Source organism: Parvularcula marina (assembly GCF_003399445.1).
GTDB classification, from domain to species: domain Bacteria; phylum Pseudomonadota; class Alphaproteobacteria; order Caulobacterales; family Parvularculaceae; genus Parvularcula; species Parvularcula marina.
Genome location: NZ_QUQO01000001.1, coordinates 665,749 through 677,168 on the forward strand (window position 1 = coordinate 665,749; position 11,420 = coordinate 677,168).

Sequence of the window (11,420 nt, forward strand, 5' to 3'; positions counted from 1 at the left end):
AGAAGCCACTAAAAATAAGAACCCGCGAGCATTTGCTCGCGGGTTTTTTCTTGTTAAGTCACTTGCAAATCATCTGAGAGGACGCCTGAATGCGACGCCTTGCTATTGCTGTATTCACCTTCTTGAGCATGCTTGCCGGCACGACGCATGCGAACGAAGTCTATCCACTTGAATATTGGGCAGCACAAACTGCTGTTTCGAATGTCCGTCTTTCACCTGACGGCTCCAAGCTCGCCATGCTGGTCACGCCCGGTCTCGGCGTCGATCCGGTGATCCAGATCTATAACACGAACAGCCTTGCAGAAGGTCCGCGTAGATATAATGCGGCCTCTCTCAAGATTGAGAACTTTACCTGGATTTCGAATGACACAATCGTTGTGACGTTCAGTGGCCAGGTTCGCGAACGTATCCGCGGATTTAATCAGGGTACATTCCGTTACACAGCCGCGACGCTTGATGTTGAAGAAGGCAAGTTCGACCGGATCGGCGACAATGAAGGCCGTATCGCCTCCAGCCTGCCGACCGAAGCCAACAAGGTCATTCTTTCCGTGCCCGACCGCCGGGTGACGGACTATTATCTCGCTGACATCGACCGTGGCACCGAACGCCTGATCCTCAAAGGTAACGAAGACGTCTTCAGCATCAGCTTCGATGATCTTGGTAATCCGCGGACCGCAAACAGCGTCACGCTTGGTGGCGGCCCGGCTATCTTCCAGACGCTTTATCGCAAGCCTGGCGAACGCAGCTGGACTGTCATTCACGAACTCTCTGAGGAAAGCTTCGAGCAATTCGACGTCGTCGGATTTTATGACGATCCTCGTTATGTCTATGTTCTTGCCCATAATGGCGCGGACAAAGTCAGCCTGTGGAAGTTCGATACCGAACAGAAACAGTTCATGGACCGCGTCTATTCCCGTACTGATGGCGACGTTATCGGCATTCGGGTCCACTCTAACCGTGCGGCCAACCCGGATGAGCTTGTCGCTGCGTCTTATCTGACGGCCGACGGGAGACGTGACTTTGAATTCTTCGACACAGAGTCCGCAGCGAGTGAAGGCGCGTTGCTCGACCAGCTCGAAGCGGTAATTCCGAACGCCTATTATCTGAGAATCATCAGCCGTTCCTCAGATGGTAATACGCTTCTGGCCTATAATATCGGGCCGAAAGATACGGGCAGCTATTACCTCGTTAAAAATGGCCAGCTCCAGTATATCAGTTCTGGCAACCCCTTTGTGAAAAGCAACAATCTGTCTGAGCTGGAATATGTCAAATACCCGTCACGTCACGGCGACTTGACGGTCCCGGCCTGGGTGACAATCCCGAGCGTGGGCAAAGCCCCCTATCCTACGATTGTCCTACCGCATGGCGGTCCGTTTGTTCAGGAAGTCATTGACTATGACAAATGGAGCCAGATGCTCGCAAACCAGGGCTATCTCGTCATCCAGCCACAATATCGTGGGTCCAGAGGATATGGCCTGTCACATTACACAGCGGCCTTCCTGCCGCGTGGCGAAGGTGGCGGCAAAATGCAGGACGACAAGGATGATGGCGCCCTTTATCTCGCCAGCCAGGGCCTTTCCGATCCGAATCGCCTTGCCATGTTCGGCTGGTCCTATGGCGGCTATGCCGCTGTGACTGCCGCATCCCGTCCAGCGGACCAGATTTACCAGTGTGCGATTGCTGGTGCGTCCGTCCCTGACACCCGTCAGCAGGTGAATTACTATCGTGACCGCCTGCGGGGCTCGAGCCGCGTTGAGCAGCTGCGCTTCTGGGATGACAGCTATAACCCGATCGAGAACCCGAGCGGCGTCAACATTCCGCTCCTCCTGATCCACGGTACATCTGATCAGCGTACACCGTTGCGCGGCGTTCGTGACTACATGAAAGCACTCGATCAGGCCGGCTCAACATATAAATATGTCGAACTCCCCAAAGCTGACCACTTCTTTGGCACTATCGGGTACGACAATGAGCTGAAGGCTTACAGTGCTATGCTGGACTTCCTCGCGAATGATTGCGGAATTCCGACAGAGCAGAACCCGGCAAATTAATCATCTGCCGGATCCAAATCAAAACGCCGCCCTTCGGGGCGGCGTTTTTCGTTTCAGCGTTTGCGGATTATCAGAACCAAAACCTGTCAGCTTAGGTCAGATCAGGCCCGCCAGCGGGCTTGAAGGATCAGCATAGCGGCGCTTTTGCATCCGGCCGGCAAGATAGGCTTCCCGCCCGGCAATCACCGCATGTTTCATCGCCCGCGCCATGCGGATCGGATCGCCAGCCTCTGCGATGGCGGTATTGAGTAGCACCGCGTCACAGCCGAGTTCCATGGCAATCGCCGCATCTGATGCCGTGCCCACCCCTGCATCGATCAGCACGGGGACTTTTGCCTGCTCGATGATCAGGCGGATATTGACCGGGTTCTGGATCCCAAGCCCTGAACCGATCGGCGCGCCAAGCGGCATGATCGCCGCAGCCCCTGCCTCCTCGGCCCGCCGGGCCATGACCGGATCGTCAGAGCAATAGACCATCACCTCGAACCCGTCCGCGATCAGCATATCGAGCGCACGAAGGGTTTCGATCATGTCGGGATAAAGCGTCTTGGGGTCTGAGAGGACCTCGAGCTTGACGAGGTTCCACCCCCCCGCCTCGCGCGCAAGGCGCAAGGTGCGGACGGCATCCTCACCGGTATAGCACCCGGCTGTGTTAGGCAGGAACGTGAAGCGTTCCGGCGAGAGATAATCGACCAGCATCGGCTGGCTCTTATCCGTCAGGTTCACCCGGCGCACGGCCACGGTGACGATCTCGGCGCCAGCGGCCTCGGCGGCGGCGGCGTTCTGCGCATAGCTGTCATATTTGCCGGTGCCGACGATCAGCCGCGAGGTAAAGCTGCGGCCCGCAATCACAAGCGGTTCGGGCAGTTCACCGTCCATCAGCCGCCTCCCACAAAATTCACGATTTCGATCTCGTCTCCATCGGCCAGTGGCGCCTCCGGAAAGGTCGATTTCGGCACGATCTCGCGGTTTCGCTCAACCGCCACCTTACCCAGCGGGATATCAAGCGATTCCAGAAGCCCAAGCACTGTTCGGGCAGCCGTTTCATGGGCTTGCCCATTGACCTTGAGCGTGATCAGAGCACTGTTAAGCGGATCGGACATGGGACGGATTTATGGGTCGGCGGGGCATCTAACAAGCCTCTCTCTCCCCCCATTGCCCGTTATGTCGCAACGGGCTAGAGCCGGGCGCCAGTACCGGGAACGCTCCCGAAAAGACCAAGAATACAAGGCGGAAGTAGATGCCAGACACCAATTCACTCGATGACGATCTCGAGGCCATCAGGGCCATGGCCGAGGTGCTCGAAGAAACCGGGCTCACGGAAATCGAACTCGACAGGGGCGGTGTACGCCTGAGGATTGCCAAAACCGGCACGACGGTCGCGATGCAGGCGGCAGCGCCCATGGTCGCGGCCCCCCAACCTGCTCTGGCACAGGGTCAGGAAAGTGCCGGCGGCGCAGCGGACCTTTCGGGTCATCCGGGCGCCGTCACGTCCCCCATGGTTGGCACGGCCTATCTTGCCCCGGCCCCGACCTCGCCGCCCTTCGTCAGCGTCGGCGACCAGGTCTCTGAAGGCCAGACCGTCCTCATCGTCGAAGCGATGAAGACCATGAACGAGATCAAGGCCACGAAAGCGGGCAAGATCACCCAAATCCTCGCCAAAGATGCCGAGCCGGTTGAATTCGGCGAAGTGCTGCTGATCATCGAATAGTGTTCGGAAAAGTCCTCATCGCCAATCGGGGCGAAATCGCCCTTCGCGTCCATCGGGCCTGCAAGGAGCTCGGGATCCAGACGGTTGCCGTCCATTCGACGGCGGACGCGAATGCCATGCATGTTCGGCTCGCCGATGAAAGTGTCTGCATCGGCCCGCCCGCCGCAAAAGACAGTTATCTGAACATTGCCTCGATCATCGCCGCGGCGGAGATCACAGGCGCGGACGCCATCCATCCGGGCTATGGCTTCCTCTCTGAAAATGCGCGTTTTGCGGAAATCGTCGCCGCGCATGATCTGACCTTTATCGGTCCGTCAGCGGAGCATATCCGCGTGATGGGCGACAAGATCACGGCCAAGGAAACGATCGGTAAGGCGGGCATCCCGCTGGTCCCTGGCTCCGATGGCGCAGTCCGTACGGTCGATGAAGGCCGCAAGATCGCAAAAGAGATCGGCTATCCGGTTCTCGTCAAGGCAGCTTCGGGCGGCGGTGGACGCGGCATGAAGCTGGCGCGTACCGAGGACGATATCGAATCGGCAATCCTCAATGCGCAGTCCGAAGCCAAAGCCGCTTTCGGTGATGACTCGGTCTATCTTGAGAAATATCTCGAACTGCCGCGCCACATCGAAATCCAGATCGCCGCTGACAGCCACGGCAATGTCATCCATCTGGGCGAGCGTGACTGCTCGCTCCAGCGCCGTCACCAGAAAGTGCTCGAAGAGGCGCTTTCGCCGGTTCTGACCGATGAGCAACGCGCAGAGATCGGCGAGATCACCCGCAGCGCAATTGAAAAGCTTGGCTATCTCGGTGTCGGCACGGTCGAGTATCTCTATGAGAACGGCAAATTCTACTTCATCGAGATGAACACCCGGCTTCAGGTCGAACATCCGATCACGGAGCAGGTGACCGATCTTGACCTCGTGCGTGAGCAGATCAGCATTGCCGCCGGCAACAAGCTGACCCTCCGCCAGGAAGACGTCAAATTCAACGGCCATGCCATTGAATGCCGGATCAATGCTGAGGATCCGCGAACCTTCGCGCCCTCGCCCGGCCGGATCACAGATTTCCACGCGCCCGGCGGCCCCGGCGTGCGGTTCGATTCAGCGGTCTATGACGGCTATATGATCCCGCCGCATTATGATTCGATGATCGGCAAGCTGATCGTCTATGGCGACAGCCGTGAGCTTTGCCTCGCACGCCTGCGCCGGGCCCTTTCCGAAACGGTCCTGACCGGGGTGAAGAGCACAATCCCGCTGTTTGAGGAGCTGCTCGACAATCCGGAATTCCAGCGCGGCGAGTACAATATCCATTGGCTCGAAAACTGGCTCGCAGAGGACGATGCCTGAGAAGGCACCGTCCACGCCCCGGCTGACGCTTGCCACAAGGGTCACGATCTTCCGCATCCTGCTGGCCATCGCGCTCGGCCCGCTCCTGCTCGCTTTGCCTGCGCTGGCAGGTGCAGCCCTCATCGCAGTGCTGGGGCTGACGGATTATCTCGATGGGTATCTGGCGCGCGCACGCAATGAGGTGACGAAACTCGGCGCCGCGCTCGACCCCATCGCCGACAAGCTAGTGACCGCCTCCGCGCTCATCGCCTTTGCAGCGAACGGCACGCTCAGCGGCATTCATCTTTATGCGGTTTTTGCCATCCTCTTACGCGAAGTGCTGATCTCAGGGCTTCGCGAAACAGCCGCTGGCAGCGGTTCTATGGCGGTCAGTCAGCTTGCTAAATGGAAGACAACCTTCCAGTTCATCGCGCTGATCTCGCTGTGTTTCGGCCCGACCCCGCTGGCGCTCGGCTTTTTGTGGATGGCAGCGGTCCTGACCGTCTGGACAGGTGCCGGTTACGTCATCCGCTGGTGGGCCAGCGTGTCGTGATCGCCGCCACATCGGGGCGCGCGCGCTCTTTTGGCGGCTCGGTCGCTGTCCCGACATAAAGAATGCCCGCAACCCGCTCATGCGGTCCCATATCGAGCCGTTGACGGACATTCTCGTCATAGGCGACCCATTCGGATATCCACTGCGCGGCATAGCCCATAGCCGAGGCGGCAATCAGGAAGTTCTGGCAGACCGCGCCTGCGGTCAGGATCTGCTCCCATTCGGGCGTCTTGTGCTCGCGGTTGACCGACGAGATCACAAAGACAATCGACGGCGCCCGGAAGGCAAGGCTGCGCGCAAGATCCGGCGCCGGCGTGTCGCTATCAGAGGATGCTTCTGCGGCGGCGGCAAAGATATCGCCGAGGGCGTCTCTGGCCTCTCCTTCGAACAGGATAAAACGGTAAGGTACGACCCGGCGGTGATCCGGTGCCCGTGCGGCAATCGTCAGCAAGCGATCCATTTCCTCTTGCGAGGGGCCGGGGCCGGTCAGGAGTTTCGCGGCGGTCGAACGACGGTTCCAGAGAAGTGCAAGTGTGTCGTCGCTGGGATGGGCGGCAGGCAGATCCTGCCCGAACTCAGGGGGTACAAATTGGGACTCGGTCATCCGGGTCACTTAGTCAGTAATGTGCCGTCCCGCAAAGCGCTCTTCACACATGGCGCCGGACCCAGCGCAGAAGCGCATTGCCGCTGCCCGGCAGGAAGCCGCCCGGCAGGCTGATGCGGCGCGGTGCCTGCCACGCTTCCTGTGCGCCTTGCCCCAGCGGGCGCAAATGCTCATCGGCAATCAGCGTCACCTCATGGTCAAGCACGCGGGTGAAAATCTCGGCGGCGCGTTTGGCTTTGTGCCCGAGCCCCGTCAGCTCGACGGGCCAGCTCGCTTTTCCCTGAGCCGCGCTGCGCACATGATGGGCAAAGCCCGCCATTTCCTCGAGCCGCGCATCAAGAACGCGTAAGACTGCCTTTTCCGCCGTATGAGGACGGCTGAGGGCGGCGCGCATCAGCGGACCTGCCTCCTCTTCACTGACGAGACCCGCCAGCACGAGATCGGTTTCCAGATGCCGGACCCCGGCGGCCATGGACCCGGCGCCGGAAAATCCTGTCTCGGTCGCGGCAACCGCCAGCATATCTTCCCGGTTCAGATGAATGAGCAGCGACTCTTCGCTCTCATCCTCCGTCGTCCGTCGATAGGCGAGCGCCTCATGCGGGGTGATGATGTCGCGCAGCTCATGGCCGTGCCGTGTCACGATCTCTTCAAGCTCTGATGCCTGCCGTAACGGCATAGAGAGATCGAGGAATTCCGTCGTCAGCTTGGCAGCCGACTCCCCGATTGGTGGCAGATGCGAAATCGCATGATCATATATGAAGGCCGCAGGCTGACGGTAGAGAACCGCAAGCCCCTCTTCCTCACCGGGCAGATCGGCAGCCGCCTCATTGAGCTCATCAAGATCGGCATAAGCGACAGGCCGCGACAGCTCCATCGACAGGGCAAAACGCCGTGTCCGGATCAGGCTCGCCGGGATCAGGAGGATGATTTCGCTGCCTTGCGGCAGATGACGCAGCTTGGCGTCAAGCGCCGCCTCCAGCTCATGGCCGGCACGGCTCAGATCAATGAGATGCGGCTCTGCCGTCAGCTCGATTTGGGCTTGAGATACGCCCATTCGGGATCCCTCAGATCAATATAATCCAGTGTTTCAGACAGTTTGCCTGTGCCCGCGCCGAGACCTTCCAGACGGTCGAGAGCCGGGCCTGCCGGCCCTTCGGGCAGGCGGGCGGTAAAATCATTACGGAAACGAAGATCGAAACGGCGGTCACCGACACTCATCACCACAGCGACGCGGCTCATCAGTGCAGGGCGCTCATAAAGTGCGGTCAGAAGCGGAATGGCGGTTTCGGGCGAGGATGATCCGGCAACGACCATCAGGTCGGTATGCTCAACGGGAGGGACTTCGGCGATCAGCGTACCACTCAGATCAATCAGGTGATAGCGCCCTGCGCCATCCTGCCAGAGCGCGGCGGGGCGGCGTTCACGAACGGAAATATGCACCGTATTCGGCCATAACCGCTCAACGGCGGCGGACTGGACCCAGCCGAGCTGTTCGATCTTCTGGCGGGCGTCTTCCGCATCAACATGCAGGAGCGAACGACCAAGGACACTGCCCGCTTCGTCGTCCTCGAGCGCCAGCATGATCTCACGGTTAGAGAGCTGGTCACTGCCGTAAAGCGAGACGCGGGTGACCGAGAAGCCCATGGCCTTTGCGGCCCGGCCGGTCAGCGTATCGATCCTTGTGCCAATATTCGAGAAATAGCCCCCCGCCATCAGCATGACGACGGCGAGAACGGCAATGGCCGCAAGCCCGACAGCGACAACCGACAGAACGCCCGCGCCAAGTTCCGCAAGGCCCGTCTTTAGGCGCTCGAACATGGTCAGCTGTTTCTTCCGGCCCCGGCCTTTTTTGTTGGCCGTTTTGCCTCTGGCTTTAGATCTACCCTTTACCGGGGGCATGTCGCGTCCTCTATCATCCACCGGGTCAGCGCCCCGAAATCGATGCCTGCCGCGGCCGCCTGTTCCGGCGCGAGAGAAGTCGGGGTCAGGCCTGGTTGGGTATTCACCTCCAGGATGAACAGGCCGTTAACGCCGGCCCTGTCGTCCCAGCGAAAGTCAGCGCGGGCAAGGCCTTTGCAGCCCAGCGCCTCGATCGCCGCGACGGAGATTTCCATCGCGGCTTTTGCCACTTCCTCGGGGATATCGGCGGGCAGAACGTGGGTGGAGCCCCCCGCCGCATATTTCGATTCATAATCATAGAAGCTGTTCTTGGGGATGATCTCGGTGACGCCGAGCGCCCGGTCGCCCATCACCGCGACCGTGATCTCGCGGCCCGGAATGAAGGGCTCGACCATGGCGATACCGCCAAAGAGTTCCTCATCGATATCGGCTTCGACGGGCGGACCCTGATTGGGGCTGGTGATGATGAAAACACCAAAAGACGAGCCGTCTCCGACGGGCTTGAGCACATAAGGCAGCGACAGCGGGTGATCGCCTTTCAGCGTCGAGGTTTTGATCACGCTGCCGCCCGGCACCCGGATGCCGCGCGCGGACAGAACCGCCTTGGTGCGCGGCTTGTCCATGCAGAGGGCGGAGGAAAGAACGCCTGAATGGGTGTACGGAATGTCGAGGATTTCGAGCAGTGCCTGAATGCGGCCATCCTCACCGAACGGTCCGTGGAGGGCATTAAAGACCGCATCGGGACCATTGCCGCCAAAACTCTGATAGAGATCGCGCGCCACATCCCGGCTCATGTCGATTTCCTCGACATTGAAGCCCTCCTCGCGCAGGGCCTTGGCCGCGGCCGCGCCGCTGACGAGGCTGACCTCGCGTTCCGAGCACCAGCCGCCCTTGAGCAATGCGATATTGCGGTATTCCGTCATGCCGGATCTCCCAGCCGTTTGATTTCCCATTGAAGATCAACACCGAATTCCCGCGCGACATCGGCCCGCAGGCCCTCGCCGAGATTTTCAAGATCGGCGGCGCTCGCCTCTCCCCGGTTGATCATGAAATTGCAGTGCAGCTCTGACATCTGTGCATCTCCGACGATCCGCCCGCGTCCGCCGACAGCGTCAATCAATTGCCAGGAGGAGCGCCCGCCGCTTTGCTCCGGGTCCGGATTCTTGAAGGTCGAGCCGCCGGTTTTCTCGCGCACGGGCTGGGTCGCTTCGCGTTTTTCCATGATTTCGTTCATCCGGGCGGTGACCGAGTCTGCATCATCTTCCACCCCGCGATAAACCGCGCGCGTGAAGATATAGTCACCGGTAAGCCCGCAATGCCGGTAGGTGTAGCCAAGCTCTTCGACGGGGAAGACATGCGCGCGGCCCTGCCGGTCAAGGGCATGGGCTTCGATCAGAACATCCTTCGTTTCGGTGCCATAGGCGCCTGCATTCATGCGCAGGGCCCCACCGATCGTGCCTGGAATGCCGCGATAGAATTCAAGGCCGCCTATGCCTGCGCGCGCCGCCTGTTTGGCAACATTGGCATCGAGCGCCGCCGCCCCTGCCGTCACGGTCACACCGTCTACGGAGATTTTCCCGAAAGCAGGTCCAAGTCGGATGACCGTCCCCCTGATCCCGCCATCGCGGATGAGAAGGTTAGATCCAACCCCGACAATGGTCAGGGGCTCATCCTCAGGCAGGTCCGCAAGGAACTCAGCAAGGTCCGCCTCATCGGCCGGGATGAACAGCCGATCCGCCGGGCCACCGACACGCAGCCACGTATAGGGCGCGAGCGCCTCGCCCTCCATGAGCCTGCCGCGAAGCGCCATCTTACGCGCCTCCCTTACCGAGTTGGCCCGGCAGCGCGGCGGCGTATTTCGTGATGTCCCCTGCCCCTAAGAAGACGACCATGTCCCCGGCTTCCGTCAGCTCTTTGATCCGTGCCGGGAGCGCATCCCATCCAGCCAACGTCTCCGCGCCCCTATGGCCATGACGGGAGACACCGGCGGCGAGCCCATCCTTGTCGCGGCCTTCAATCGGGGCCTCGCCCGCCGCATAGACGTCCGCGATCAACACGTGATCGGCATTGTTGAAACAGGCACAGAATTCATCGAACAACCGGTCGAGCCGGGAGTATCGGTGCGGCTGCATCACGGCGATGACCTTGCCTTCGGTCACGCTGCGCGCAGCGCCAAGGGTGGCGGCAATCTCCACCGGGTGATGGCCGTAATCATCGATGATCCGTACCCCATCGACCACGCCCGTCTCGGTAAAGCGGCGATTGACGCCATTGAACCGCGCAAAGCCTTCGCGGATCGCCTCGTCTGAAATCTCAAGCTCTTTGGCGATGATTGTCGCGGCAAGCGCGTTCAGCACATTGTGATCGCCGGGCATCGGCAGGCGCAGGCCCTCAATCCGGTGGGGGGCGTCCTTCTGGCGAAAGACGACATCGAAACTGACCCCGCCGCCGCCATAGGTTACATTCTCCGCTCTCACATCCGCTTGCGGATTAAGCCCGTAGGAGACTAGCCGCCGGTCAGTCACCCGCCCGACCAGCGCTTGCACTTCAGGGTGGTCTAGGCAGACAGCGGCAAAGCCGTAGAAAGGAATCGTTTCGACAAACTGATCAAAGGCCCGCCGCAGCGAAGCAAAATCGCCATAATGGTCGAGATGCTCAGGGTCGATATTCGTCACGACACCGACGGTTGCCGGCAGGCGGTTGAAGGTGCCGTCGCTCTCATCGGCCTCGACGACCATCCAGTCGCCCTCGCCCGGCCTTGCATTCGAACCGTAAGCATTGATGACGCCGCCATTGATGACCGTCGGATCAAGCCCGCCCGCATCAAGCAGGCTGCCGATCATCGAGGTCGTCGTCGTCTTCCCATGCGTGCCCGCGACACAGATATTCCATTTGAGACGCATCAGTTCGGCCAGCATGTCAGCGCGCCGGACGACCGGGATATGCCTTGCCCGCGCGGCGGCAAGCTCAGGGTTCCCCGGACGGATCGCCGAGGAGACGATGACGGCGGTTGCGCCTTCGACATTGGCCGGGTCATGCCCGATGATGACGGGAATGTTCTGTGCCCGGAGCCTCTGGACCTGCGCATTCTCGGCAATGTCCGAGCCCTGCACCTCATAGCCGAGATTGTGCATGATTTCGGCGATGCCGCTCATGCCTATGCCGCCGATCCCGACAAAATGGATGCGCCCCACCGGAAAGGGGACGTTGATCTTGATCTGGCGGGACTCGCTCATGGACACCTCGGTTTACTCGACTTCATTAGGGACCGCCGCTC

The 11,420-nt window shown here is 60.4% G+C and carries 12 protein-coding genes; 4 read left to right on the top strand and 8 right to left on the bottom strand.

Annotated elements, in window-relative coordinates:
• Positions 1 to 89: 89 nt before the first annotated feature.
• Positions 90 to 2,051 (top strand): alpha/beta hydrolase family protein, encoded by a 1,962-nt coding sequence (locus DX908_RS02980; RefSeq protein WP_116390966.1) that lies wholly within the window; start codon positions 90 to 92, stop codon positions 2,049 to 2,051.
• 96 nt (positions 2,052 to 2,147) lie between these two features.
• Here the strand turns inward: DX908_RS02980 and DX908_RS02985 are convergent, their stop codons facing one another.
• Together DX908_RS02985 and thiS are read right to left on the bottom strand one after the other, a co-directional pair.
• Complete coding sequence (locus DX908_RS02985) at positions 2,148 to 2,930, bottom strand: thiazole synthase (RefSeq protein WP_116390967.1); 783 nt, start codon at positions 2,928 to 2,930, stop codon at positions 2,148 to 2,150.
• Positions 2,930 to 3,154 carry a sulfur carrier protein ThiS gene (gene thiS / locus DX908_RS02990; protein WP_199564565.1) on the bottom strand — a complete coding sequence of 75 codons (225 nt, stop codon included), beginning with the start codon at positions 3,152 to 3,154 and terminating at the stop codon, positions 2,930 to 2,932. Before thiS ends, DX908_RS02985 begins: the two co-directional genes overlap by 1 nt.
• Positions 3,155 to 3,291: 137 nt before the next feature.
• Between thiS and accB the strand changes: the two genes are divergently transcribed.
• Genes accB through pgsA form a run of 3 tightly spaced genes read left to right on the top strand, consistent with a single transcriptional unit; the run spans position 3,292 to position 5,640 of the window.
• Positions 3,292 to 3,762 (top strand): acetyl-CoA carboxylase biotin carboxyl carrier protein, encoded by a 471-nt coding sequence (gene accB, locus DX908_RS02995; protein ID WP_116390968.1) that lies wholly within the window; start codon positions 3,292 to 3,294, stop codon positions 3,760 to 3,762.
• Positions 3,762 to 5,108 carry an acetyl-CoA carboxylase biotin carboxylase subunit gene (gene accC, locus DX908_RS03000; protein ID WP_116390969.1) on the top strand — a complete coding sequence of 449 codons (1,347 nt, stop codon included), beginning with the start codon at positions 3,762 to 3,764 and terminating at the stop codon, positions 5,106 to 5,108. The genes accB and accC overlap by 1 nt, the downstream gene beginning before the upstream one ends.
• The gene (gene pgsA, locus DX908_RS03005) at positions 5,101 to 5,640 is read left to right on the top strand and encodes a CDP-diacylglycerol--glycerol-3-phosphate 3-phosphatidyltransferase (protein WP_116390970.1); all 540 of its coding nucleotides are present in this window, start codon (positions 5,101 to 5,103) and stop codon (positions 5,638 to 5,640) included. The genes accC and pgsA overlap by 8 nt, the downstream gene beginning before the upstream one ends.
• On the opposite strand, the gene DX908_RS03010 is transcribed toward pgsA, so the two are convergent.
• The 6 genes from DX908_RS03010 to murC form a co-directional block, all read right to left on the bottom strand.
• A complete protein-coding gene (locus DX908_RS03010) occupies positions 5,612 to 6,244 on the bottom strand; it encodes a nitroreductase family protein (protein WP_116392964.1) in 633 nt (210 codons plus the stop codon). The two genes, pgsA and DX908_RS03010, sit on opposite strands and share 29 nt — an antisense overlap.
• Positions 6,245 to 6,287: 43 nt before the next feature.
• Entirely contained in the window at positions 6,288 to 7,298 is a 1,011-nt protein-coding gene (locus tag DX908_RS03015; protein ID WP_116390971.1) for a hypothetical protein, read from the bottom strand.
• Positions 7,268 to 8,062 carry a cell division protein FtsQ/DivIB gene (locus DX908_RS03020; protein ID WP_158548450.1) on the bottom strand — a complete coding sequence of 265 codons (795 nt, stop codon included), beginning with the start codon at positions 8,060 to 8,062 and terminating at the stop codon, positions 7,268 to 7,270. Before DX908_RS03020 ends, DX908_RS03015 begins: the two co-directional genes overlap by 31 nt.
• Before the next feature lie 68 nt (positions 8,063 to 8,130).
• Positions 8,131 to 9,066 (bottom strand): D-alanine--D-alanine ligase, encoded by a 936-nt coding sequence (locus DX908_RS03025; RefSeq protein WP_116390973.1) that lies wholly within the window; start codon positions 9,064 to 9,066, stop codon positions 8,131 to 8,133.
• On the bottom strand, positions 9,063 to 9,953 hold the full coding sequence (gene murB / locus DX908_RS03030; protein WP_116390974.1) for a UDP-N-acetylmuramate dehydrogenase: 891 nt from the start codon (positions 9,951 to 9,953) through the stop codon (positions 9,063 to 9,065). Before murB ends, DX908_RS03025 begins: the two co-directional genes overlap by 4 nt.
• A gap of 1 nt (position 9,954) precedes the next feature.
• On the bottom strand, positions 9,955 to 11,379 hold the full coding sequence (gene murC / locus DX908_RS03035; protein WP_116390975.1) for a UDP-N-acetylmuramate--L-alanine ligase: 1,425 nt from the start codon (positions 11,377 to 11,379) through the stop codon (positions 9,955 to 9,957).
• Between the last annotated feature and the right edge of the window lie 41 nt (positions 11,380 to 11,420).

What these genes read in the sequence shown, in the direction of transcription:
- DX908_RS03015 (WP_116390971.1), bottom strand. Translation starts at nt 7,298, where the DNA reads ATGGGCGTATCTCAAGCCCAAATCGAGCTGACGGCAGAGCCGCATCTC.
- murB (WP_116390974.1), bottom strand. Translation starts at nt 9,953, where the DNA reads ATGGCGCTTCGCGGCAGGCTCATGGAGGGCGAGGCGCTCGCGCCCTAT.
- DX908_RS03025 (WP_116390973.1), bottom strand. Translation starts at nt 9,066, where the DNA reads ATGACGGAATACCGCAATATCGCATTGCTCAAGGGCGGCTGGTGCTCG.
- DX908_RS02980 (WP_116390966.1), top strand. Translation starts at nt 90, where the DNA reads ATGCGACGCCTTGCTATTGCTGTATTCACCTTCTTGAGCATGCTTGCC.
- DX908_RS02985 (WP_116390967.1), bottom strand. Translation starts at nt 2,930, where the DNA reads ATGGACGGTGAACTGCCCGAACCGCTTGTGATTGCGGGCCGCAGCTTT.
- thiS (WP_199564565.1), bottom strand. Translation starts at nt 3,154, where the DNA reads ATGTCCGATCCGCTTAACAGTGCTCTGATCACGCTCAAGGTCAATGGG.
- accB (WP_116390968.1), top strand. Translation starts at nt 3,292, where the DNA reads ATGCCAGACACCAATTCACTCGATGACGATCTCGAGGCCATCAGGGCC.
- DX908_RS03010 (WP_116392964.1), bottom strand. Translation starts at nt 6,244, where the DNA reads ATGACCGAGTCCCAATTTGTACCCCCTGAGTTCGGGCAGGATCTGCCT.
- DX908_RS03020 (WP_158548450.1), bottom strand. Translation starts at nt 8,062, where the DNA reads ATGTTCGAGCGCCTAAAGACGGGCCTTGCGGAACTTGGCGCGGGCGTT.
- murC (WP_116390975.1), bottom strand. Translation starts at nt 11,379, where the DNA reads ATGAGCGAGTCCCGCCAGATCAAGATCAACGTCCCCTTTCCGGTGGGG.
- pgsA (WP_116390970.1), top strand. Translation starts at nt 5,101, where the DNA reads ATGCCTGAGAAGGCACCGTCCACGCCCCGGCTGACGCTTGCCACAAGG.